Annotated in this window: 16 protein-coding genes; 10 read left to right on the top strand and 6 right to left on the bottom strand. The window is 65.5% G+C overall.

The window, feature by feature from the left end:
- The first annotated feature begins 23 nt into the window (after positions 1–23).
- The 6 genes from ligD to NDN16_RS15770 all read left to right on the top strand — a co-directional run bounded on the left by ligD (position 24) and on the right by NDN16_RS15770 (position 6,444).
- A complete protein-coding gene (ligD, locus tag NDN16_RS15795) occupies positions 24–2,492 on the top strand; it encodes a DNA ligase D (protein WP_251114429.1) in 2,469 nt (822 codons plus the stop codon).
- 52 nt (positions 2,493–2,544) lie between these two features.
- Positions 2,545–3,078: a gamma carbonic anhydrase family protein gene (locus NDN16_RS15790; RefSeq protein ID WP_251114428.1), complete on the top strand. Its 534-nt coding sequence runs from the start codon at positions 2,545–2,547 to the stop codon at positions 3,076–3,078.
- 3 nt (positions 3,079–3,081) lie between these two features.
- Positions 3,082–4,194, top strand: coding sequence for a pyridoxal phosphate-dependent aminotransferase (locus NDN16_RS15785; RefSeq protein ID WP_251114427.1), 1,113 nt, complete (start codon positions 3,082–3,084; stop codon positions 4,192–4,194).
- 23 nt (positions 4,195–4,217) lie between these two features.
- The gene (locus NDN16_RS15780) at positions 4,218–4,586 is read left to right on the top strand and encodes a DUF2147 domain-containing protein (protein WP_435301112.1); all 369 of its coding nucleotides are present in this window, start codon (positions 4,218–4,220) and stop codon (positions 4,584–4,586) included.
- Between the two features lie 142 nt (positions 4,587–4,728).
- On the top strand, positions 4,729–4,893 hold the full coding sequence (locus NDN16_RS15775) for a hypothetical protein (protein WP_251114426.1): 165 nt from the start codon (positions 4,729–4,731) through the stop codon (positions 4,891–4,893).
- A gap of 48 nt (positions 4,894–4,941) precedes the next feature.
- Positions 4,942–6,444, top strand: a complete 1,503-nt coding sequence (locus NDN16_RS15770; protein WP_251114425.1) for an AMP nucleosidase — start codon at positions 4,942–4,944, stop codon at positions 6,442–6,444.
- Positions 6,445–6,450: 6 nt separating this feature from the next.
- Here NDN16_RS15770 and NDN16_RS15765 read toward each other — a convergent pair whose 3' ends face one another.
- Positions 6,451–8,121, bottom strand: a complete 1,671-nt coding sequence (locus NDN16_RS15765) for an electron transfer flavoprotein-ubiquinone oxidoreductase (RefSeq protein WP_251114424.1) — start codon at positions 8,119–8,121, stop codon at positions 6,451–6,453.
- 108 nt (positions 8,122–8,229) lie between these two features.
- On the opposite strand from NDN16_RS15765, the gene NDN16_RS15760 reads away from it, so the two are divergent.
- Together NDN16_RS15760 and NDN16_RS15755 are read left to right on the top strand one after the other, a co-directional pair.
- Positions 8,230–9,111: a uracil-DNA glycosylase gene (locus tag NDN16_RS15760; RefSeq protein WP_251114423.1), complete on the top strand. Its 882-nt coding sequence runs from the start codon at positions 8,230–8,232 to the stop codon at positions 9,109–9,111.
- 158 nt (positions 9,112–9,269) lie between these two features.
- The gene (locus NDN16_RS15755; protein ID WP_285292765.1) at positions 9,270–10,589 is read left to right on the top strand and encodes an MFS transporter; all 1,320 of its coding nucleotides are present in this window, start codon (positions 9,270–9,272) and stop codon (positions 10,587–10,589) included.
- Here the strand turns inward: NDN16_RS15755 and NDN16_RS15750 are convergent.
- Entirely contained in the window at positions 10,570–11,523 is a 954-nt protein-coding gene (locus tag NDN16_RS15750) for a DMT family transporter (RefSeq protein WP_251114421.1), read from the bottom strand. The genes NDN16_RS15755 and NDN16_RS15750 overlap by 20 nt on opposite strands.
- Before the next feature lie 149 nt (positions 11,524–11,672).
- Here NDN16_RS15750 and pepN point away from each other — a divergent pair, with 149 nt between their 5' ends.
- The gene (gene pepN / locus NDN16_RS15745; protein WP_251114420.1) at positions 11,673–14,327 is read left to right on the top strand and encodes an aminopeptidase N; all 2,655 of its coding nucleotides are present in this window, start codon (positions 11,673–11,675) and stop codon (positions 14,325–14,327) included.
- A 130-nt stretch (positions 14,328–14,457) separates the two neighbouring features.
- Positions 14,458–16,797, top strand: coding sequence for a PAS domain-containing sensor histidine kinase (locus NDN16_RS15740; RefSeq protein WP_251114419.1), 2,340 nt, complete (start codon positions 14,458–14,460; stop codon positions 16,795–16,797).
- On the opposite strand, the gene NDN16_RS15735 is transcribed toward NDN16_RS15740, so the two are convergent.
- From NDN16_RS15735 to NDN16_RS15720, 4 genes are all read right to left on the bottom strand, one after another.
- Positions 16,794–19,742, bottom strand: a complete 2,949-nt coding sequence (locus tag NDN16_RS15735) for a bifunctional [glutamine synthetase] adenylyltransferase/[glutamine synthetase]-adenylyl-L-tyrosine phosphorylase (protein WP_251114418.1) — start codon at positions 19,740–19,742, stop codon at positions 16,794–16,796. The two genes, NDN16_RS15740 and NDN16_RS15735, sit on opposite strands and share 4 nt — an antisense overlap.
- A gap of 41 nt (positions 19,743–19,783) precedes the next feature.
- Positions 19,784–21,160, bottom strand: coding sequence for a sensor histidine kinase (locus tag NDN16_RS15730; RefSeq protein WP_251114417.1), 1,377 nt, complete (start codon positions 21,158–21,160; stop codon positions 19,784–19,786).
- Positions 21,161–21,186: 26 nt separating this feature from the next.
- Positions 21,187–21,861: a response regulator transcription factor gene (locus NDN16_RS15725; RefSeq protein WP_251114416.1), complete on the bottom strand. Its 675-nt coding sequence runs from the start codon at positions 21,859–21,861 to the stop codon at positions 21,187–21,189.
- A 133-nt stretch (positions 21,862–21,994) separates the two neighbouring features.
- A complete protein-coding gene (locus NDN16_RS15720) occupies positions 21,995–23,515 on the bottom strand; it encodes a Do family serine endopeptidase (protein ID WP_251114415.1) in 1,521 nt (506 codons plus the stop codon).
- Positions 23,516–23,581 lie beyond the last annotated feature (66 nt).

Below are 23,581 nucleotides of genomic sequence, written 5' to 3'. Positions count from 1 at the left end.
ACCGGCCGAACGGATTTGAAGCGATGAACGACTCGCTGCTTTCCTCCTACCGCAAGAAGCGCGACTTCCAGCGCACGAGCGAGCCCACCGGCGGCTCCGCCTCCTCGAACGGCCTGCTCTTCGTGGTTCAGAAGCATGACGCCACCCGTTTGCATTACGATTTCCGGCTGGAATGGGACGGTGTCCTGAAGAGCTGGGCCGTGACGCGCGGGCCGAGCCTCGACCCGGTGGACAAACGCCTGGCCGTCGAGACGGAAGACCATCCGATGGACTACGGCGATTTCGAAGGCACCATACCCAAGGGCGAGTATGGGGGTGGAACCGTGATGCTGTGGGATTCCGGGACGTGGGAGCCGGTCGGCGATGCAGCCGCGGGCTTTGCCGACGGCCATGTGAAGATGCAGCTTCATGGACAGAAGATGAAGGGACTATGGGCCCTCGTCCGCATGAAGCCGCGACCGGGGGAGAAGCGCGACAACTGGCTGCTGATCAAGGAAAAGGATGACGAGGCGAGCACCAGCCGCAACATCCAGCGCCTCGACCGGAGCGTGAAGACGGGGCGCACGCTGCACCAGATCGAATCCGGCGCCGCTGGCCGCAAGCCATCCGCCCGCAAGCGCAAGGAGCCTGCACTGCCGGCGTTTCGTCCGGTCCAGCTTGCGACGCTTTCCAAGGCGCCCCCGAAGGGCGACGCGTGGCTGCATGAGGTGAAATATGACGGCTATCGGATCCTGATCGCACGCGGCGGAAACAAGGTCCGGCTTTATACCCGCAACGGCAAGGACTGGACCGACAGGTTCGGTGCGCTCGGTCCGCACATCGAGGCGCTGCCGGCCCAAAGCTTCCTCATCGACGGAGAGGTCGTCGCCTTCGACGGTGCGGGGAGGACCGATTTCTCTGCCCTGCAGGAAGCGCTCACCGAGGGCGGCGCACTGGCGTGTTTCTGCTTCGACCTTCTGGAACATGACGGGGAGGACCTGACCGGCAGGCCGCTGACCGAACGCAAGGCCGCCCTGGAAAGCCTGATGGCGGCGACGCACGGATCTGCCCTTCATTACAGCCCGCATATCGTGGGCCACGGCCAGGATGTCCTTGCCGAACTGTGCCGCAAGGGCCTGGAGGGCGTCGTCTCGAAGCGCGCCGACGCTCCCTACGCCGCGGGCCGGTCCAAGGCCTGGCTGAAATCGAAATGCGGCCGCCGGCAGGAATTCGTGATCGGGGGCTATTCTGCCTCGGACAAGCCGGGGCGCCCATTCTCGTCAATCCTTGTCGGCGTTCATGAGAAGCAGAAGTTCGTCTATCGCGGCCGCGTCGGCTCCGGCTTCGACGGCAAGGCCCTGGATGCCCTGGCTGGGCGCTTCGAAGCGCTGTCGCGCAAGGACAGTCCGTTCGAAACCATCCCTGCCGACATCCGTCGCGGCGCGCATTACGTCGATCCCGTGCTGGTGGCGGAGATCGATTTCGCCGAACTCACCCGGGACGGTCATATCCGCCACGGCGTCTTCAAGGGATTGCGCGACGACAAGCCCGCAGGGCGCGTGGTGGAGGAAAGGCCGATGGAGGAGGTGAAACCGCGTAGCAAGGGGCGCAAGAATGCCGACGGCAAGCCGGGCGAAATCGCAGGGGTTCGGCTGACGTCGCCGGATCGGGTCGTCTTCGAGGGACAGGGCATCACCAAGCGCGACCTTGCCGAATACTACGTAGCGGTGGCCGACCGGATGCTGGTCCATGCGGCCGGCCGCCCGCTTTCACTGGTGCGCTGCCCGCAGGGCGGCCAGAAGGCCTGCTTTTTCCAGAAACACGATACGGGCGGCTTCCCGTCGCAAATGGGCCATGTCGACATCCGGGAAAAGGATGGTGAGGAGGCCGTCTATCTGTCCCTGGACGGACTCGGAAGCGTGCTGGCCGCCGTGCAGATGGGTACGATGGAATTCCATATATGGGGGGCGCATAACGACGAGGTCGACAAGCCGGATCGGCTCGTCTTCGACCTCGACCCAGACGAATCCCTGGGCTTTGCGGATGTTCGGCAGGCCGCGCTGGATCTTCGCGACAGACTGGCCGACGGCGGCTTGACCAGTTTTCCGATGCTGACGGGCGGCAAGGGCATCCACCTCGTTCTTCCGCTGGTGCGGCGGCAGGATTGGCCGACGTTGAAGGATTTCGCACGGGGTTTCGCCGAGGCGGCGGTGCGCGAAGAGCCGGACCGCTTCGTGGCGACGATGTCCAAGGCGCGGCGCAAGGGGCGCATCTTCATCGACTGGCTGCGCAACGAGCGCGGTTCGACGGCGATCGCCCCCTATTCCACGCGCGCCCGCAAGGATGCGCCGGTTGCCACCCCCGTCGGCTGGGACGAACTGGGCGGGCTCGACAGCGCGGCGGCGTTCCATCTGGGCGATATGGCCCGGCGTATCGAGGAGGCCGACCCCTGGGCCGATTACACCACGGTACGCCAGTCGATTACACGTCGGATGGTGCGGACACTGGCTTGATTCATCGCGCGTCGTGACGCACCTTCCCGCCCATGATGGGGAGGCTTCGAGCATGACGATCTATGCCTTGGGCGGCCAATCGCCCGAGTTGCCGCCGGCGGGCGCGTTCTGGGTCGCGCCGGGTGCGCATGTCATCGGGCGGGTGCGGATCGGCGAGGATGTCGGGATCTGGTTCGGCAGCGCCCTGCGCGGCGACAATGAATGGATCGAGATCGGCGCCGGCAGCAACGTGCAGGAGAACTGCATTCTCCACACCGATCCGGGATTTCCGCTGACCATCGGCAAGGGCTGCACCATCGGCCATGGCGCCGTGGTGCACGGATGCACCATCGGCGACAATTCCCTGGTCGGAATGGGCGCGACCATCCTCAACGGGGCGCGGATCGGCCGCAATTGCATCGTCGGGGCGGGCGCGCTGGTGACCGAGAAGAAGGAGTTTCCAGACAACAGCCTGATCGTCGGCTCTCCGGCAAAGGTCGTGCGCAGTCTGGATGCCGCCGCGGCAGAGGCCTTGCATCAGTCGGCGCTGAAATATGTTCGGAACTGGCGGCGCTTCGCCCGCGAACTGCAGCCGGTCGAGGGTTGAGTGATGCCGGATTTTCTGACCGATATCGTGCGCGGGCTGCCGGCGACGGTGCCCTTTGTCGGGCCTGAGGCACTGGAGCGCCGGATGGGCCTGCGTTTCAAGGCGCGGATCGGCGCGAACGAAAGCACATTCGGCCCGTCCCCCACGGTGATCGAGGCGATGGGCCGCGCCGCAGCCGAAAGCTGGGCCTATGGCGACCCGGAGCAATATGAGCTCAAGGCCGCGATCGCTGCGCATCACGGAGTGGAGATCGGCAATGTCGCCGTGGGCGAAGGTGTCGACGGCCTGCTCGGCCTCACGGTGCAACTGACGATCTCGCCGGGCGACCGGGTGGTAACGTCGCTGGGGGCCTACCCGACCTTCAACTACCATGTCGCGGGACATGGCGGGCAACTCGATTTCGTTCCCTATTCGGCCGACCGCGAAGACCCGGCGGCCCTGTTGGAACGCACCCGGAGCGTGGAGCCGAAGCTGCTTTACTTCGCCAATCCGGACAATCCGACAGGGTCGTGGTGGGACGCATCGACGCTCGTCTCCCTGATGGACGGCGTCCCGCCTGAAACGCTGCTGATCCTCGACGAGGCGTATAGCGACCTTGCGCCGGCCGATGCGTTGCCCACTCTCCTGCCCTTCCGGGACAATGTGCTGCGCTTCCGGACGTTCTCGAAGGCCTATGGAATGGCCGGGGTCCGCGTCGGCTACGTGCTCGGGCCCTCGGCGCTGATCGCCGAATTCGACAAGGTGCGAAACCATTTCGGCGTATCGCGCATGGCGCAGGCCGGCGCCATTGCCGCATTGTCGGACCAGGCATACCTGCGATCCACCGTCCGCCGGATCGTCGCTGCCCGCGAAACCTTGTCGGATATCGCGCGGCGCAATGGACTGACGCCGCTTGCCTCGGCCACCAACTTCGTTGCCATCGACTGCGGACGCGACGGCGATTTCGCGCGACGCATATTGCAGGGGGTACTGGAACGCGGCATCTTCATCCGCATGCCGGGCGTGGCGCCGCTGGATCGGATGATCCGCGTGACGGTCGGCACGGACGAGGAACTGGCGCTGTTCGAGACGGCCCTTTCGGGCGCGCTCGCCGATGCCCGGGAAGAAGCGGCCTGAAGGCCCGGATTTGGGAGAACGGAATGAACATGGTGTCCCCGCGCGCAACCGGCCGCAGCCTCCGTATCTGGGCGATGGCCCTTTGCCTCGCATCGGCCGGCGGGGGCGCGATGGCGGCCGAGCCGATCGTCGGCAACTGGAAGACGGAAAACGGCACCACCGTCGCGTTCCAGAATTGCGGCGGCGCCTATTGCGCGCGCATCCAGACGGGCGAGTTCAAGGGCCGCGAGATCGGCCGCATGAGCGGTAGCGGCAACGCTTACACCGGCACGGTCACAGACCCGCGTAGCAACAAGACCTATGAAGGCAGCGCCACCATAGCGGGCAACGCGCTGGAATTGAAAGGTTGCGTCGCGAAGATCTTCTGCCGGTCCCAGAACTGGACCCGCTGACACCTCCTGTTTCCTGGCTGCAATAGCCTGTGGATGGCGTTAACGCGGCGCTAACCCCGTTTGCCATCGGGGGTCAACAGAGGAGCCATCTCCGGTTAAGCTTGAAACCCTAGGGTATCGCCAACGCAGAAAGGAAACAGCCATGGTGCTTCGTCTGGCCGTCCTGACCCTTCTCCTGGCCATCTTCGCCTTCGGGTTCTCGACGCTCGTGCACAGCAACAACGAGGCGAAGCGGCTTGCCTTCGCGCCGTTTTCGGGCTGCTACGACCAGGGCATGGTCTGCTCGCCGCAGACCGAGGTCCGCTAGGCGCCTATTGTCTTTTCAGAGACGCTCGCCGCAGGTAAAGGCTTGCGCATGAGCGACCGTTTTCTTCTTGCCGAACCGCTTCCCGTCGAGACGCCCCCGGTGGAACAGGGCAGACTGTTCCACGATGCCGACGAAGCCGTCGCCGCGCTGACGCGGCTCTACGATGCTGCCGTCGCCTTCTTGCTGAAAAGCTTCGACACCGTGCTGGCGAACGGTTCGGCGGACCGGCGATACCGGGCCTTCTACCCCGAAGTGGCGCTGACGACGACCGGCCATACCAGGATCGATTCGCGGCTCTCCTTCGGCTTCGTATCCGGCCCGGGCCACTATGCCACGACGATCACGCGGCCGGACCTGTTCGGAGATTATCTGCACAAGCAGATCGAGCAGTTGATCCACAATCATGGACAGCCGCTGCGGATCGGCCATTCGGACACGCCGATCCCGCTGCACTTCGCCTTTCCGGAAGGCACCTATGTCGACGGCAGCCAGGCGGAGCAACTGGGCATGCCGCTGCGCGATATCTTCGACGTTCCGGACCTTGCGGCAACCGACGACCGCATCGTGAACGGCAATTTCGAGCCGGCCCCCGGCGAAGCCTGGCCCCTGGCGCCCTTTACGGCGCAACGCGTCGACTATTCGCTCGCGCGGCTGTCGCACTATACGGCCACCAGCCCGCGCCATTTCCAGAACTTCGTGCTGTTTACCAACTACCAGTTCTATATCGATGAATTCGCCGCCATGGCGCGGAGCTTCATGGCCGAGGGCGGCCATGGCTACGAGTCGTTCGTGGAGCCCGGCAATGTCGTGACGCCTGCGGGCGAGACCATCGCGGGAAGCGGCGTCTCCCCGGCCCGCCTGCCGCAGATGCCGGCCTACCACCTGACCCGCGCCGACGGCAGCGGCATCACTATGGTCAATATCGGCGTCGGCCCGTCCAACGCCAAGACGATCACCGATCACGTGGCGGTGCTGCGGCCGCATGCCTGGCTGATGCTGGGCCATTGTGCGGGGCTGCGCAACACGCAGGCTCTGGGCGATTATGTGCTGGCCCACGCCTATGTCCGCGAAGATCATGTGCTGGATGCAGACCTTCCCGTCTGGGTGCCGGTGCCGCCGCTGGCCGAAGTGCAGGTGGCCCTGGAGAAGGCGGTTGCCGACGTAACGGGCCTGGAAGGCTACGACCTCAAGCGCATCATGCGGACAGGCACGGTCGCCACGATCGACAACCGCAACTGGGAGCTGCGCGACCAGACGGAGCCGGTGGAGCGGCTATCGAAATCGCGCGCGATCGCACTGGATATGGAATCGGCCACCATCGCCGCCAACGGTTATCGGTTCCGCGTCCCCTATGGCACCCTGCTGTGCGTTTCCGACAAGCCCCTGCACGGCGAATTGAAGCTGCCGGGAATGGCGACGGCCTTCTACAAGCGGCAGGTCGCCCAGCATCTGGAAATCGGCATCCGCGCCATGCAGAGCCTGGCCGAGATGCCGCACGAGAAGCTGCATTCGCGCAAGCTGCGCTCCTTCTTCGAGACGGCTTTCCAGTAAGGCCGGCTACATCTCCTGGTAGACCGGGCCTTCGCCGCCCTGCGGCACCGTCCAGCGGATGTTGCCATTGGGATCCTTGATATCGCACGTCTTGCAGTGGACGCAGTTCTGGGCGTTGATCTGGTAGCGCAGATCCGCCCCCTCGCCGATCCACTCATAGACGCCCGCCGGACAATAGCGCTCCGAGAGGCCCGCATAGACATCGTGTTCGGATGATTTCTGCAGGGCCATGTCCTTGACACGCAGGTGGACCGGCTGGTCTTCCTCGTGATTGGTGCTCGACAGGAACACCGAGGACGTCTTGTCGAAGGTCAGGACGCCGTCCGGCTTGGGATAGTCGATCGGCTTGTGGCGCGATGCCGGCTCCGTCGATTGCGCGTCCGTCTTGCCGTGGCCGAGCGTGCCGAACAGCGAGAAGCGAAACAGCGAATTGGTCCACATGTCGAGGGCGCCCAGACCGACGCCGATATAGGTACCGAACCGTGACCAGAGCGGCTTGACGTTGCGCACGGGGCTGAGGTCGCGCCCGATGGACGATTGCCGCCAGCTCTCTTCATAGGTGGACAACTCGTCCCGCGAGCGGCCTGCGGCCAATGCCTCGGACGCGGCCTCCGCCGCCAGCATGCCGGAGGCTATGGCGTTATGGACGCCCTTGATGCGCGGCACGTTGACGAAACCGGCCGAGCAGCCGAGCAGCGCACCGCCCGGGAAGACGAGTTTCGGCACCGACTGAAACCCGCCCTCGGTTATGGCCCGCGCGCCATAAGAGAGGCGTTTGCCGCCCTCGAGCAGTTCGGCCACATCCGGATGGGTCTTGAACCTCTGGAATTCGCCGAAGGGAGAAAGATACGGGTTCTTGTAGTTCAGGTGCGTAACGAAGCCGACATAGACCTGATTGCCGGGCAGATGGTAGACGAAGGAACCGCCGCCCGTATCGCTTTTCAGCGGCCAGCCGAAGGAGTGCTGGATCAGGCCGGGCTTATGCTTCTCGGGTTTGATCTCCCACAATTCCTTGACGCCGAGCCCGAATTTCTGCGGCTCGCGATCCTTGCCGAGGGAAAATCGCTCGATGAGGTCCTTGGCCAGCGATCCGCGAACACCCTCTCCGATGAGCACGTAGCGGCCCATCAGGGCCATGCCGCGCTGGTAGTTCGGGCCGTGGCTTCCGTCGCGCTCGACGCCCATGTCGCCCGTGGCGACGCCGATGACCGCGCCGGCTTCGTCGACGATCAGTTCGGATGCGGCGAAGCCGGGATAGATTTCGACCCCGAGCTCTTCCGCCTTGCCGGCCAGCCATTTGCAGACCAGGCCAAGCGATACGACGAAATTGCCGTGATTGTGCATCAGGCCCGGCATGGCGAAGCCCGGCAGGCGCAGGGCGCCCTGCGGACCGTAGAGATAGAAGCGGTCGTCCGTGACCTCCTGCCTGATCGGCGTCTCTTCCTGGCGCCATTCCGGCAGCAGGCGGTCGAGCGACGAAGGGTCGAGGATGCAACCGGAAAGTATATGCGCGCCGACTTCGGCGCCCTTTTCCAGAACGACGACGGACAGGTCCGGGGAAAGCTGCTTCAGCCGTATCGCGGCCGACAATCCGGCCGGGCCCGCGCCCACGACGACGACGTCGAACTCCATGCTTTCCCGCTCGGGCAGTTCGGCGTCATTGGCTTCAACAGTCATGCAAGTCTCCCAACCCTTAACTCGGAAGAGGTTTGGAATGTTTCCACCCGGCTTTGCAACCGCCTTTTTCCTGTTGGAGAGCCGTTCGAGGCTCAATATGATGCGATCATGACGATCTTCGAGCCCGCAACGCCGAATCCCCAAACCGCCCTGGCAGCGCTTCTGCGCTGGTTCGACACGGCAGGTATCGACGGTTTCGTCGGCGAAACCGCCCGCAACCGCTTCGAGGAAACGGCGACGGAGAGCGCGGCGCGCAAGTCGACGTCGGGCCCGCCGCAAGCGCGGCCCGTCGTGCCCCAGCCTGGGCGTCCCGCCGGAGAGGCGCAGGCACGAAAGCAGACGCCGGCCGCCACTCCTCTATGGAGCACCCCGGTGCCCGGCACCGTCGCCGCCGAAGATGCGCGCGAGAAAGCGCGGCATGCCGCGTCGCTGGCGGAGTTGCAGGCCGCCTACGCCGCCTTCGAGGGATGCGCACTCAAGGCCACGGCCAAATCGCTGGTCTTCGGCAATGGCCCGGAGAACGCTTCGCTGATGCTGATCGGCGAGGCTCCGGGCCGGGAAGAAGACATCGCCGGCGAGCCTTTCGTCGGCCGTTCGGGCCAGTTGCTCAACCGCATGCTCGCGGCGATCGGCCTTGAACGGACGGATGTCCGCGTGACCAACGTCATCGCATGGCGGCCGCCGGGCAACCGGTCGCCGACGCCGGCAGAAACCGAGATGTGCCTGCCTTTCGTCCTGCGACAGATCGAGCTTGTCGCACCCAGGGTCGTCGTCTGCCTCGGCTCCCCTTCAGCCAAGGCGGTTTTGTCCAGCAATGACGGCATCATGAAACTGCGTGGCCGCTGGAGCGAGCTTGCGCTGCCGGGCCTTCCCGCGCCGGTCCAGGCAACGGCCCTGCTGCACCCGGCCTATCTGCTGCGGCAGCCCGCGCAGAAGCGACTGGCCTGGCGAGACCTGCTGGCAGTCCGGGACAGGCTGCACCGCGACTGACGGGATCGTGCCCTATCGCCGCGAAATGTCGGAAAGCCGACACGATACGTCGCTAAGAGACTGGCGAAGGCGATGCTGTGCCAATACAGCATGTGCGGATGATTCGCGCCGTGCTGACGACTTGGCGCGCCATCGACAGAAGACCTGCAAGGCCCGACATGCGCGCTCAACTCCTGCCTATCGTTTCTCTGCTGACATCGACCTTCTTCCTGATGGCCGGCGCCGGACTGCAGGGCATCCTTCTGCCGGTTCGCGGCTCGCTGGAGAACTGGTCCCCATACCAGATCGGCTGGCTGGGCACGGGCTACGCGATCTTCTTCACCGTCGGCTGCCTGATCGCACCGCGCGTCGTGCGAAGCGCCGGCCATGTCCGCACCTTCTGCAGCCTTGCCGCCCTGCTGGCCATCGCGGTGCTGCTGCATGCGATGATCGTTTCGCCGATCGGCTGGATCCTGCTGCGCGGCGTATCCGGTTTCGCGCTCGCCGGCTCCTACATGATCATCGAAAGCTGGCTCAACGAGCGCGTCACAAACGAATCGCGCGGGCGGATCTTCTCGCTCTACATGATGATATCGATGGCCGCGATGATGTCCGGCCAGTACGTCCTGCCGCTGAGCAATCCGCTGCTGACGATACCGTTCATGCTGTGCGCGATCTTCTTCTGCCTCGCCGTCATCCCCAACGCCCTGTCTCGGGCGCAGAGCCCGAAGCCGCTGACCCAGGTCCGGCTGGACTTGCCCGCGCTTTTCCGCAATTCGCCGGCTGCGGCGGTCGGCGTGTTCCTGGCGGGCGTGCTGGCCGGCGCCTGGTCCAACATGGCCCCCGTCTTCGGCACGGAGCTCGGTTTCTCCACCACCAGCATCGCCACGCTGCTGGTGGCCACCATGGCCGGCGGCATGGTTTTCCAGTATCCGCTGGGCCGCCTGTCCGACCGCGTCGACCGGCGCATGGTGATGACGGGCATCGGCGCAACGGGGGTGGCCGTCGCCACGGCCGCCATCGGGATCTCCTCGACCACGCCGGCAGTCCTGTTCTTTTTCGCCTTTCTGCTCGGCGGGATGATCTATCCGGCCTATTCGCTGGCCGTCGCCCACGCGAACGATTTCGCCGACGCCGCCGATTTCGTAAAGATTTCAGGCGGCATGCTGATCCTCTACGGCGTCGGTACGATGGGCGGGCCGCTCTTTGCCGCCTTCCTGATGGAGAATTACGGCGCCATGGGCATCTTCGTGGCCACCGGCTCGGCCCACGCAGCCTATGCGGCCTACACCCTCTATCGTACGACGCGGCGTCAGTCGCTGCCGGCTGAGGTCCGCGACGACTTCCAGTCGACGCCGCTGGCGCGCACGCAGACGCCGGCGACCTTCGCCCTGGACCCGCGTGCGGAAGTCGCCAACGAGATCGCCGCCGCGCAGCACGACGACGAGGAAGGTCTCCCGCCCGAGCCCAAGCCGCCGGTCACGGAGACGGCGGGCTGACCTTGCGCGCCCGCCGCCGCTCCAGCCCCAGCCGGTGCTCGCGGAAGATGATGAACAGCCCGGCGGAAATGACGATGCAGGCGCCCAGCAGCGTCGTCGCCGTCACCTCTTCATTGAAGACGAAATAGCCGATCACCACCGCCGCGATCATCGACGTATATTCGAACGGCGCGATGGTGGACGTATCGGCATAGCGATAGCACGCCGTGAGCAGCAGCTGCCCGACCCCGCCGCAAAGGCCCGCTCCGACAAGCAGCAGGGCCTGCCGTCCGTCCGGCACGATCCAGCCGAACGGCAGCGTCACCAGGGCGATGATGCTGCATGTCACGGAGAAATAGACGACGATCGTCGCGGTTTTCTCGTGCGCCACCAGCCGCCGCACCTGGATCATCGCGATCGCCGCCATGGCGGCTCCGCCGAGCGACGCCAACGCGCCCACCGCATGGGCCGAATCCATGTCGCCCGAGGACAGGCTGAAATTCGGCGCGGCCACGATGACGATGCCGCACAGGCCGATCAGGACGGCAACCCAGCGATAGGCGCGCACGACTTCCTTCAGGAAGATCGCCGCGAAGACCACCGTCAGCAGCGGCGCCCCGTATGACAGGGATATCCACTCCGGATAGGGCAGCCGGGACAGGGCGAAGAAACCGAGACCCATGGAGGTGACGCCGACGATGCCGCGAATGAAATGGCCGCCGACGTCGTCGGTGGACAGGGCCGTCCCGAGGTCGCCGAGCCACCAGAGATAAATCACCACCGGAATCAGCGCGAAGAAGGACCGGAAGAAGACGAGTTGCCCCGCCGGCACATCGTCCCCCACCGCCTTCAGGCAGGTCTGCATGCCCACGAAGACCATGACGGACAGCACCTTGAGGCCAATACCGTAAAGTGGGCGCGGCTCCTGATGCGATGACAAGGACGGGCTGGGCATGAAGACGGGCCGGGCTGGATGCGGGAGGTGAAAGTAACGGAAGTTACGCCAGTCTTATTATCTCAACCGGCTTGCGTCGACCCGTCCGGGCAGTGCAAACGGATCAAGTTCCCACCGTCGCGGTGGCATAGCGTGAGCGCGACTGCGGCATGACAAGCGAGGACGCGATGCGCGACGAAGACGGCGTTACGATCAGGCTCGAGGATTATCGCCCGGCTGACTTCCGGATCCACCATGTGGACATGACGGTTCGCCTGTTCGAAGGCCATGCGGAAATCGACACGACGCTCGAGCTCGAACGCCGGCCCGGCGCTCCGGTCGACGCCGAACTTCGTCTCGATGGTGACGAGCTGACGCTGACGGCGCTGGCGCTCGATGGAGACGCGTTGCCGGCCGAGCGTTTCGAGGCAAGCGGCGACATGCTCGCCGTGCGCGGCCTGCCACAGGCGGGGCGGTTCCGGCTTGCCATCGGCACGCGGATCGAGCCGGAGCGGAACACCAAGCTGATGGGGCTTTATCGCTCCAACGGGGTCTGGTGCACGCAATGCGAGGCCGAGGGGTTCCGCCGCATCACATATTTCCTCGACAGGCCGGATTGCCTCGCCACCTACCGCGTGCGGCTGGAGGCCGATCGTGAGGCGGCCCCGATCCTGCTTGCCAACGGCAACCCCGTCGGCGGTGGGCCGCTGGGCGAGCTACGGCATTTCGCCGAATGGTTCGATCCGCACCCGAAGCCTTCCTACCTGTTCGCCGTCGTCGCCGGGCGTCTCGACGCCCTGAGCGAGCGGTTCGTCACGAGCAGCGGCCGCGAGGTGGCATTGACCATCTATACCGAGCGCGGGCTCAGCGAGCGCGCCGGCTACGCCATGGATGCGCTGAAACGATCGATGCGATGGGACGAGCGACGCTTCGGCCGCGAATACGATCTCGATGTCTTCAACATCGTCGCCATCTCGGACTTCAACATGGGTGCGATGGAGAACAAGGGGCTGAACGTATTCAACCACAAATACGTTCTCCTCGACCCCGATACGGCTACGGACGCGGACTATGCCGGCGTCGAAACCGTCATCGCACACGAGTATTTCCACAATTGGACCGGCAACCGCATCACCTGCCGCGACTGGTTCCAGCTTTGCCTCAAGGAAGGTTTGACGGTCTACCGCGACCAGGAGTTCTCGTCGGATGAACGTTCGCGCCCCGTCAAGCGGATCGCCAGCGTACATACGCTCAAGGCGAACCAGTTTCCGGAAGACCAGGGTCCGCTGCAGCATCCGGTGCGCCCGACGCAGTACCGCGAGATCAACAATTTCTACACTGCGACGGTCTACGACAAGGGAAGCGAACTTGTCCGGATGATCGCCACGATCCTCGGAGAGCAGAAGTTCCGCGCCGGAATGGACCTCTATTTCGAGCGACATGACGGCGAGGCTGCGACCGTCGAGGATTTCGTCACCTGCTTCGAGGATGCCGGCGGCATCGATCTGACCCAGTTCTTCCTGTGGTACCGCCAGGCCGGGACACCGAAGCTTGAAGTTTCGCAGATCTACGACGAGACGGCGGGCCGTCTGACGGTGCGCCTGCGCCAGTCTCTCGACAAGGGCGCGGCCGACACGGGCACGCGCCCGATGCACATCCCGGTCCGCTACGGGCTCGTCGGCCCGAATGGACAGGATCTCGACGTGCGCGGGGCCAGCGCCGACGCCCGCGTCGAAGGCGACCTCATCCACCTGACCGCCGAAGAGGCGGAGGTGACCTTCGAGGGTCTCGGCGAACGGCCCTATCTCTCCATCCTGCGCGACTTCAGCGCGCCCGTCGACCTTCGCTACGACGAAGCCGAGGCCGACAGGCTGGCGCTGGCGCGGCTGGACCCCAACCCGTTCGGCCGCTGGCGCGCCCTGACGGACATGGTCGGCGACGCGCTCGTGGCAGCCATACGAAACGGACGGGACACCATACCCGACAGCGTCCTGGACGCGGTGGTGGCAGCAGCAGCGGACGAGGCGCTGGAGCCGGCCCTGCGCGCCCAGATGGCCAGCCTGCCGGGGGAAACCGAGCTGACGCGGCTCGTTGCCAGGGATGTCGACACCGATGTCATCCATGCGGTGCGGGTCAACACCCTCGCCGCCCTCGGGCGGCGCGGACGGGACACGTTCGAGGCCGTCCGCCGGGACATGGCCGACGCGGGCGCGTTTTCTCCTTCGGCAGAGGCCGCGGGTCGGCGCGCGCTCCGGAATACGCTTCTGGCGCCGCTTGCCGTTTCGGCCCGCGATCCGGCGGTTGCGGTGACGCAATACGATACGGCTCGCAACATGAGCGACCGCCTTGCCGCCCTCACCGTCCTGACCCATCATTTTGCCGGGTCCGCCCCCGCGCAGGCCGCGCTGAACGCCTTTCATGATCGCTTCCGGGACGATCAGCTGGTGCTCGACAAATGGTTCATGCTCCAGGCAAGCGCGCCGGATGCCGGCACGCTGGACAAGGTCATCGCGTTGGCAGCGCATCCCGCCTTCCGTCTTGCCAATCCCAACCGGGCCCGCGCCCTCCTTGCCGGCCTGGCCGGGCTGAACCCCTACGTCTTCCACCGCGCCGACGGAGCCGGCTATCGCTGGATGGCGGATATGCTGGGCAAGCTCGACACGTTGAACCCCCAGACGGCAGCCCGCATGGCCACGGCCTTCCGCTCGTGGCGGTCGATGGAACCGACACGCCGTACGGCGGCACAGGCGGCGTTGACCGAACTGGCCGGTCGCGGCGGGCTCTCGCGGGATCTGTCCGATATTCTGGACCGTACGCTGCGCTGACGGATCAACGCTTTCGCAACGGTTTACCCGTCGGCGCACTGGACAAGCGATTCGGCCTCTGATTCATTGAAACCGATTCGGGGGCCGAGCGGCGTAGGCGCGGCGGCAGCGGCAAGCGGGGGCATTAGCCATGGTGGCGGACGCTGGGGGAGTACCGGCGAGGCGCGGCATACGCCGCCTCAGGCCGGTGCGCGCCGCGCTCGACGGCCTGTCCGATGCCGGCACATGGCTGAAGGGATTTGCGACCAACCCGCAGGCCAACCTGGCCGGCCTGGAACCCGGCCTGCGCAAGGCGATCCCATTTCTTGCGGTGCTGTTCCTGATCATTCTGGCTTTCGTCCGCTTCGTCTCGCTCATGGAGCATCGCGGCGCGATCGAGACTGCGGCGCGCGAACGTCTTGCCATAACAGCAACCATGCTCCGCCTCGAAGACGCGCAGGGCGGCGCCGCTGCCGCCACGGCTGCGGCCAGTGCCCGGCGCCTGCTGTCCGAGGCGCTGCCTCTCGGCATCGCCGACCACGGTGCGAAGGCCCTCGTAACGGATATTTCCGGGCGTATCGTCGCCACCACGTCCGGAGCCGATTCAATGGTGGGCCGGATCGCGTCGGATACGCTGGGGCAGGCGGAGGCGCTTCTGGTCTTCGGCGAACAGGCCGGCGTCATGCGAACCGAGATCGACGGCGAAGTCGCGCTGATTTCCGGAAGCGTCCTTGCCGCACCGCTGGGCGCTGTCATCCTGATTCAGCCGGAGCGGGCCCTGTTTGCCGACTGGCGGCGCATCGCCTCCATCAATGTCACGCTTTTCGCGCTGACCGGCATCGTGCTCCTGACCATTCTTCTCGCCTATTTCCGCCAGTCGGCGCGCGTGGCGATGACGGATGCCATGCTTGCCGAGGCGCACCAGCGCGTCGACACGGCCTTGTCGCGAGGCCGTTGCGGGCTGTGGGACTGGGATCTGGCGCGCGGGCGCATGTACTGGTCGCGCTCGATGTACGAGATTCTCGGCATGCGCCCACAGGAGGGCGTTCTCTCTTTCGGAGAAGTTTCGCGCCTCATCCATCCCGACGACGGCAGTTTCTTCGAGATCGCGCGGCAGATCGCATCCGGACGCATGGTCAATATCGAGCGTTCCTTCCGTATGCGCCGCTCGGACGGCCAGTTCATCTGGCTGCGGGCACGCGCCGAGGTGGTGCGCAACGCGCAGAACGACATTCATCTGATCGGTGTGGCGGTCGATGTCAGCGAGAACCAGACGCTGGCGCGCATGACGAACGAGGCGAACACCCGCCTGCAGAATGCCATCGAGAACATCTCGGAAACCTTCGTCTTGTGGGACAGCCAGGATCGCCTCGTCCTCTGCAACTCGAAGTATCAGGAGGTCTTCGGCCTGTCCGACAGGGACATCGCACCCGGCGCGACGAAGGACAGCATTTCGGGGCGATCGCGCAAGCCGATCGCCGAGCGCAAGCTGACCAGCCCCAGTTTCGTGGCCGGCGAGCGCGCCTCGGAAGCGCTGCTGGCGGACGGGCGATGGCTGCAGGTCTCCGAGCGCCGCATGGGCGACGGCAGCTACGTCTCCATCGGCACCGACGTCACCCAGCTCAAGGTGCATCAGGAAAGGCTGAGCGACAGCGAGCGGCGTCTGATGGCGACGATCAACGACCTGTCCGCCGCCCGGCGCGATGCCGAGGCCAAGGCCCGCGCCTTGTCGGAAATGAACGAGAGCTACATCGTGGAGAAGGACAGGGCCGAGGGCGCAAACCGCGCCAAGACGACTTTCCTTGCCAATATGAGCCACGAGTTGCGGACGCCGCTGAACGCCATCATCGGCTTTTCCGAGATCATGCGCGATTGCGCCTTCGGGCCTATCGGCAACGAAAAATACAGCGAATACGCCTCGGACATCCATCAGAGCGGGCACTATCTTCTCAAGCTCATCGACGACATCCTCGACATGTCGAAGATCGAGGCCGGCCGCATGGTCATGGCGCTCGAGGAGATCGACGTCGGCGCCGTCACCGGGGAGGCCATCCGCATCCTGGAGGTTCAGGCGGCGGCCAAGAAGCTCACCCTCAAGCGCGAACTCGCGGCGGAGATGCGTTTGCGAGGGGATCGGCGGGCGATGAAGCAGGTTCTGTTGAACCTGATGTCCAACGCGGTGAAGTTCACCCCCGATGGCGGCACGATTCGGCTCCGTACGCGGATCGTCGGCGGCCAGGCGCTGATCTCCATCGCCGACAGCGGCATCGGCATCCCGGCGTCGGCCTTGTCGAAACTGGGCCTGCCCTTCGAACAGGTCGAGAACGAGTTGACCCGCACGAACAAGGGAACGGGCCTGGGCCTGGCGATCGCCCGCTCGCTGGTGGAGTTGCAGGGCGGTTCGATGCGGATCTCCAGCCGCGTCGGCCACGGAACGGTCGTCTCGTTCCGGATGCCGCTTGCGCCCCTCTCCGGTGACACTGTCGACTAATCCGATCCATTGGTCGATGGCAGCGGCAGCAGGTATTCGAAGGCCGCGCGCACGGTCGCCGCGCGCCGGGCGATCTCGGGCTCTATGCCACCAAGCTCCTCCTGCCCGATCGCCCGCGCCATGCGCTCTGCAAGGCCCCGCGGAAGGTCTTCCACCGACCGTGCACTGCCGGTGCCGAGCCGGTTCAACTGCACGATGCGCGTGAACAGGCGCATCGTCTCTCCCAGCTTGCGATCGGCCAGGTCGCGGCGCGCCGCCTGCAACGCATCGAGTATGTCGGCCGTCGAGGCGCCGATCAGCCTGTCCGCGACCGTGCCGGACAGGATCGCCCATTGCGCGATGAATTCCAGGTCGATCAGTCCGCCGGGGATAAGCTTCAGGTCGAGCGGACCGCGCGGCGGCTTGTCGCGGCCGATCCGCATCCGCATGGCCGCAACGTCGCCGGCAAGGTCCTCGTCGTCGCGATGCGCCTCGATGGCCTCACGGATGATGGCGGACACCTCCTCCATCAACATCTGTCCGCCGACGATCGGACGAGAGCGCGTGAGCGACATGCGCTCCCACGTCCAGGCTTCTTCGCGCTGATAGCGGCGGAAGGCATCCAGATGCGTCGCCAACGGCCCCTTGTTGCCGGACGGTCGCAGGCGGAAATCCACCTCGTAGAGCACGCCCTCCGCCATCGGCGACGTCATCGCCGAAATCAGGCGCTGCGTCAGCCGCGTATAGTAGGTGGAAACTGGCAACGGCTTTTCGCCATCCGACTCCTCGGCATCACCGTCATGGTCGTAGAAAAGGATCAGGTCGACGTCGGAGGACGCCGTCAATTCGTGGCTGCCAAGCCGTCCAAGCCCCAGAAGCCCGATCCGTCCGCCGCGCACACGGCCGTGTCGCAGGGCAAACTCGGCCTCCACGGTCCGCAGCAGCGCGGGAATGATCGTATCTGCAAGATCGGACAGCGCGGCGCCCGCCTCTTCCCCCTCGATGGAACCCGACAGAAGCCGCACCCCGATCAGGAATTTCTGTTCGTTGGCGAAGATGCGCAGCCTGTCGAGCCTGTCCTCGTGCGTCGGCGAATCTGCAAGGAAAGCATCCAACCTCTCGCCGATCAGCGCGCGTGTCGGCAGTTCCCCGTAGAAGGTCGGGTCGATGAGAGCATCGAAGACATGGGGCCGGCGGGCGATCGTTTCCGTCAGGCCCGGCGCGGAGGTGAGGATCAGGGCCAGGAGATCCAGCAGACGCGGGTTGGACGTGATGAGAGCGAAGAACTGCAGGCCGGCCGGCAGCCCCGCCAGGAAGCGATCGAAGATCGCGATGGCGGCATCGGGATCCCGCCCCTCGGCAAAGGCGGACAGTATATTGGGCAGCACCCGGGCAAGCTGCTCGCGCGCTGCCTCCGAGCGCATCGCGCGATAGCGGGCCGCGCCCCAGCCGGAAATGATGTGCGCGATATCCTGCGGCCGTCGATAGCCCGCCTCGCGCAGCCATTCCAGCGCCTCGGCATCCGTTTCGTCGCTGAGCGCGGCCACCACGGCCGGCACGTCGCAGGCCTCCTGCCGGCCGGCGAACAGGCGGGCAAACCGCCCGTCCACGCGCGCGAGATGCATCAGCAAGGTGCGGGAGAACAGGTCGAGCGAGGGAAAGCCGGCCAGAAGCGCAACGCGCGCAAGGTCATGGGATGCCTCGGGCAGCGTATGGGTCTGCTCGTCGGCCACCATCTGCAGAACATGCTCCACATGCCGCAGGAACCAGTAACTTTCGATCAGTTCGGCGCTGGCCTCGGGAGCGATCCAGCCGCCTTCGGCAAGGCGCTGCAGCGTATCCACCGTGCGCCGCTGGCGCAGCTCCGGGGCGCGGCCCCCTGCTATAAGCTGCTGCGTCTGGGCAATGAACTCGATTTCCCGGATCCCGCCGCGACCCAGCTTCACATTGTGCCCGACGACGCCGAGACCGCTGAAGCCGCGATGCCTGTCCATCCGGTCCTTCATATGCTGGATATCGCGGATCGCGGAAAAATCCAGGTAGCGGCGATAGACGAAGGGCGTGATCGCAGACAGGAACTCGTCCGCCGCAACCGTGTCGCCGGCGATGCAGCGCGCCTTGATCATTGCCGCGCGCTCCCAGTCGCGACCGGCGCTCTCGTAGTAGATCAGGGCGGTCGGAAGCGGAATGGCCAGCGGCATGGCGGACGGGTCCGGCCGCAACCGAAGATCCGTCCGGAACACATAGCCCTGACCGGTGCGCTCGCCGATCATCCGGACCAGGCGACGCGCCAGCCGGGAGAACATCTCCACGCATTCGGGCGGGTCGACGATGGCCGGCACATCCGGATCGAAGATCAAAATGAGATCGATGTCGCTGGAGTAATTGAGCTCGCGCCCGCCGAGCTTGCCCATGCCGAGCACGAACAGGCCACATCCCTTTTCGGGCCTGTCCGGGTCCGGAAGCTGCAGTTGCCCGCGCCGATGCAGGTCCATCAGGCAGAAGCGCAGCGCGCGGCTGGTGCAAACCTCGGCCAATGCGGAGAGATGACGGGTGACGTAATCCTCGTCCTCGACCCCGAACAGATCCAGCAGCGCAACCAGCAGGCTGAATTCGGACTTGGCGAGGCGCATCGCCGCCATCTCGTCCTTCTCGCCGGCATCCGTGGCCAGCGGTTGCGCAAGATCGCGCAGGATCTCCGACAAGCGGGCTTGCGCAGGCTCGCCGAACAGACGTTCCAGCCATTCGGGATGGGCGAGCAGCAGCCCGTTCAGATAGGTCGACAGATCCATGACCGCGCCGAGCCGCCGGCGATCCGCCGTCTCGCAAGTCAGGAAACGGGCGAGCTTTTCGCAGCCAGCCTCGCTGGCCGCCGTGCCGAGATCGGCGAGCCAGGCTTCCGCCCGCTCCGCATCCATTGGAACAAGCTCCGCCTGCCCACCGATCAGACTGTCCGTCACGCTCATGCCCCTCCCGCTCAGGCCCCTCCTGCTCAGGCCCCTCCTGCTCAGGCCGGAGAGCTTATCCCGTCGGGGAATTCGATCACAACCCGCAAGCCGGGTGCGCCTTCCTCGATATGCACCGCCCCTCCGTGCAGGCGCGCAATGGCCTGGACAAGCGACAGGCCAAGCCCGGAACCAGGCTTCGTCCGACTGGAATCCAGGCGGTAAAAGCGTTCGAACACGCGTTCGCGCTGCGCTTCGGGAATACCGGGCCCATTGTCGGCGATCACGAGGCGGCAGATACCGTCCTGCCGGCTCACCGAAACGGTGACTTCGGACGCCCCGCCGGCGGCGACGCCGTATTTCAGCGCATTGTCGATGAGGTTGGACAGGGTCTGTGCGATCAGTTCGCGACTCACCATCGCCTCAACCGGGCCATGGGCGTCCACCCGCAAGGTCGCGCCGGCTTCCTCGGCCAGAGGCTCGTATAGTTCGGCGACGTCGGCCACCATGGCGGAAAGGTCTACCTTGACCTTCTCCACCGGGTGCGATCCCGCCTCCACCCGCCCGATCATGAGCAGCGCGTCGAAGGTGCGGATCATCTGGTCGGCTTCCGCCACGGCAGCTTCCAGTGCCTGACGCGGATCGGACCGGCGATCCACCAGGGCGGCCTCGGCCCGGTTGCGCAGGCGTGTCAGCGGTGTCTTCAGGTCATGGGCGATATTGTCGGACACCTGCCTCAGCCCTTCCTGCAGCAGGGCCACCCGCGCCAGAAGCGCGTTCATGTTTTCCGACAGGCGGTCGAACTCGTCGCCGGCCCCCGTGACCGGCAATCTCTCGTTGAGATCGCCCGCAAGGATACGGCGCGACGAAAGAGACATGAGATCCAGCCTGTGAAGGGCATGCCGGCCGACGAACAGCCAGGCGAACAGCGCGCCGGCGCCCATGAGGCCGAGCGCCAGGACGAGCGCGTCGCGTACGACGGTCCGGATGCGCTCCACATCCGTCGTATCGCGGCCGACGAGAACGCGCATCCCGTTGGGAAGCGTCACCACCTCGGCGACTGCCATGTGATAGCGGTCGGATTCGTCCTCGGTGAAGCGCTCGTATCCGAAAGGGCTTCCGATGAAGCCCGTCTTGTCGAGAACACCGAAATCCAGGCTCTGCACGTTGCCGGCCAGGATACGCCCGGTGGGGTCGGTGACGAGGTAGAGGGAAGCGCCCGGCTGGCGTGATCGCTGATCGATGGACCGCACGAGCGCAACGATGCCGCCCCGCCCGTAGACGCCCCCAAGTTCCCGGATTTCGTCGGAGATGGTCGCCCGGCTCTGCTGCTGCAGGATACCGGCCGCCGTTGCCGTGACATAGACGACGAGAACGATGGCGAAGATGGCGAACAGCGTCAGGAATACCGCCGAGAGGCGGACGGACGTCATCCGCATCAGGGCGCGCAATCTCCGCACCGTGGTCAGTCCGCCCGCATGATGTAGCCCGAGCCCCGCACCGTGTGGAGAAGCGGCGAGGAGAACTCGCGCTCGATCTTGGAGCGCAGGCGAGAGATATGCACGTCGATCACGTTGGTCTGCGGATCGAAATGATAGTCCCACACATTCTCCAGAAGCATGGTGCGGGTGACCACCTGGCCGGCATGCTTCATCAGATATTCGAGAAGCCGGAACTCGCGGGGCTGAAGCACGATGGGCTTGCCGCCGCGTCGAACCTCGTGCGACAGCCGGTCCAGTTCGAGGTCGCCGACCCGATAGGCGGTTTCCTGGTCCCTGGTGCCGCGACGGCGGCCCAGAACCTCCACCCGCGCCAGAAGCTCCGAAAAGGAAAACGGCTTGGTCAGGTAATCGTCGCCACCGGCGCGCAGGCCCGTCACGCGATCGTCCACCTGCCCGAGCGCCGACAGGATCAGCGCCGGCGTCTCGTTGCCCTTGTTGCGAAGCCCCGAAATCAGCGACAGGCCGTCGCGGCCCGGCAGCATCCTGTCGACGATCCAGACGTCATAGCTCTGCGTGTCTGCAAGGTTGAAGCCGGTATCGCCGTCGGCGGCGCGGTCGGCCACATGGCCGGCTTCCCGCAAGGCCTTGACCAGATAGGAGGCCGCTTCGTTGTCGTCTTCGATGAGCAAAATTCGCATGGGGCAAGATGTAGCGCCGTTCGGCGCCCCTGAAAACTCCGTCGTGCCGGCCATATGCATCGCCCTGACCCTCACTCGCGTAAAGAATGCGGCGCGGGAACGAACCCGCGCCGCCGTGTCCGGCCTTGCGCGATCAACCCTCGTCGATCGGCAGGGCGACGAACCGGTTCTGCTCGCCGGAACGGATCTGGAACAGCGCCGCCTTGCGGCCGGCATCCGAGGCCGCCTTGATGGCAGTCTCGATATCGTGCTGGCTCCGGACTTCCGTACCGTTGACGGCAACGATGACGTCGCCCACCTGCACGCCCTTGGTCGCCGCTTCGGAATCCGGATCGAGGTCCGTCACCACGACGCCGTCGCCTTCATCGGAGGGGGTCAGCTTGAGCCCATAGCCGGACAGCGCCGACGGATCGGTCGGTACGCTGCGCGGCGTGCCGTTTGCCGAGGCCGATTCGTCCAGCGACGATAGATCGCCCAAGGTCACCTTGAGGTCTTCCGCCGCGCCGTTGCGCCACACGGTGATGTCCACCTCGGACCCCGGGCGGAAATTGGCGATATCGCGGGCAAGCTCGCGCGGACTCTCGACCGTCTGGCCGTTGATCGCCGTGATGACGTCGCCGGTGCGGATACCGGCCTTCGACGCCGGCGTCTCGTTGTCGGGAAGGGTGACGATGGCGCCCTTGTCCTCGGACAGGCCGACCGCATCCGCGATGTCCTGGCTGACCGGCGCAATCTGGACGCCCAGCCAGCCGCGCTGGACGGAGCCGTTCTGCCGCAGCGAGTTGATGACGTTCTGCGCGGTGGATGCCGGAATGGCGAAGGCGATGCCGACATTGCCGCCGGACGGAGAGTAGATGGCCGTATTGACGCCGACGACCTTGCCTTCCAGGTTGAAGGCCGGACCGCCGGAGTTGCCGCGGTTCACCGCCGCGTCGATCTGCAGGAAGTCGTCGTAGGGGCCGGCGCCGATGTCGCGGCCGCGGGCCGAGATGATGCCGGCGGTCACCGATCCGCCGAGGCCGAACGGGTTGCCGACGGCCACCACCCAATCGCCGACGCGCATGCGGGTATCGTCGGCGAAGTCGACATAGGTGAACTTGACGTCCTCTTCGTTGACTTTCAGCAAAGCGAGGTCGGTGCGCGGGTCCGTGCCGACCAGCTCGGCATTGTATTCCTTGCCGCTGTTGGTGACGACCGTGAAGTTGTCGCCATCCGCCACGACATGGTTGTTGGTGACGATGTATCCGTCATCGGAAATGAAGAAGCCCGAGCCCTGCGCCATGCTTGGCCGCTGTTGCGGCCGGGGCCCCTGCCGGCCCTGCGGGCCACCCGGCTGTCCGGGGTTGCCGAAATCGAAGAAGCGGCGCAGCGGATGATCTTCCGGCAGGTTGTCGAAGGGCGACTGCATGCTTTCCCCGCGCGAGGCTACGGGGCGGGTTTCACCGCGCACCCGTACCGAAACAACGGCCGGGGAAACCTTGTCCACCACCTCGGCGAAGCCGAACTGCTCCTTGGGGTTCTCCACCGTCACAGGCTCGGCGTTGGACGGATAGGTGTTGGTCAGAACGCCGCCGAAGGCAAAGCCGGCAATGCCGGCGGCAAGCGCGGCGGCGCTGACACGGCGCTTCAAACGGGAATCCACGAGCGTTTTCATCGAGCGACCTCTCAGGAGTGCTGAAACCAATCGGGACAGGCATCGCGCCGTCCCTGTCGCATCGAT

Origin of the sequence: Aureimonas altamirensis, assembly GCF_023702225.1 — a bacterium.
Lineage (GTDB): Bacteria > Pseudomonadota > Alphaproteobacteria > Rhizobiales > Rhizobiaceae > Aureimonas > Aureimonas altamirensis_B.
Note: the sequence above shows the minus strand (reverse complement) of the source record. Positions and strands in the feature narration are given on the sequence as shown.

Bases quoted from the DNA above. Each gene is read 5' to 3' on its own strand.
- ligD (WP_251114429.1), top strand. From the start codon at position 24: ATGAACGACTCGCTGCTTTCCTCCTACCGCAAGAAGCGCGACTTCCAG.
- NDN16_RS15790 (WP_251114428.1), top strand. From the start codon at position 2,545: ATGACGATCTATGCCTTGGGCGGCCAATCGCCCGAGTTGCCGCCGGCG.
- NDN16_RS15785 (WP_251114427.1), top strand. From the start codon at position 3,082: ATGCCGGATTTTCTGACCGATATCGTGCGCGGGCTGCCGGCGACGGTG.
- NDN16_RS15780 (WP_435301112.1), top strand. From the start codon at position 4,218: ATGAACATGGTGTCCCCGCGCGCAACCGGCCGCAGCCTCCGTATCTGG.
- NDN16_RS15775 (WP_251114426.1), top strand. From the start codon at position 4,729: ATGGTGCTTCGTCTGGCCGTCCTGACCCTTCTCCTGGCCATCTTCGCC.
- NDN16_RS15770 (WP_251114425.1), top strand. From the start codon at position 4,942: ATGAGCGACCGTTTTCTTCTTGCCGAACCGCTTCCCGTCGAGACGCCC.
- NDN16_RS15765 (WP_251114424.1), bottom strand. From the start codon at position 8,121: ATGACTGTTGAAGCCAATGACGCCGAACTGCCCGAGCGGGAAAGCATG.
- NDN16_RS15760 (WP_251114423.1), top strand. From the start codon at position 8,230: ATGACGATCTTCGAGCCCGCAACGCCGAATCCCCAAACCGCCCTGGCA.
- NDN16_RS15755 (WP_285292765.1), top strand. From the start codon at position 9,270: ATGCGCGCTCAACTCCTGCCTATCGTTTCTCTGCTGACATCGACCTTC.
- NDN16_RS15750 (WP_251114421.1), bottom strand. From the start codon at position 11,523: ATGCCCAGCCCGTCCTTGTCATCGCATCAGGAGCCGCGCCCACTTTAC.
- pepN (WP_251114420.1), top strand. From the start codon at position 11,673: ATGACAAGCGAGGACGCGATGCGCGACGAAGACGGCGTTACGATCAGG.
- NDN16_RS15740 (WP_251114419.1), top strand. From the start codon at position 14,458: ATGGTGGCGGACGCTGGGGGAGTACCGGCGAGGCGCGGCATACGCCGC.
- NDN16_RS15735 (WP_251114418.1), bottom strand. From the start codon at position 19,742: ATGAGCGTGACGGACAGTCTGATCGGTGGGCAGGCGGAGCTTGTTCCA.
- NDN16_RS15730 (WP_251114417.1), bottom strand. From the start codon at position 21,160: ATGCGGATGACGTCCGTCCGCCTCTCGGCGGTATTCCTGACGCTGTTC.
- NDN16_RS15725 (WP_251114416.1), bottom strand. From the start codon at position 21,861: ATGCGAATTTTGCTCATCGAAGACGACAACGAAGCGGCCTCCTATCTG.
- NDN16_RS15720 (WP_251114415.1), bottom strand. From the start codon at position 23,515: ATGAAAACGCTCGTGGATTCCCGTTTGAAGCGCCGTGTCAGCGCCGCC.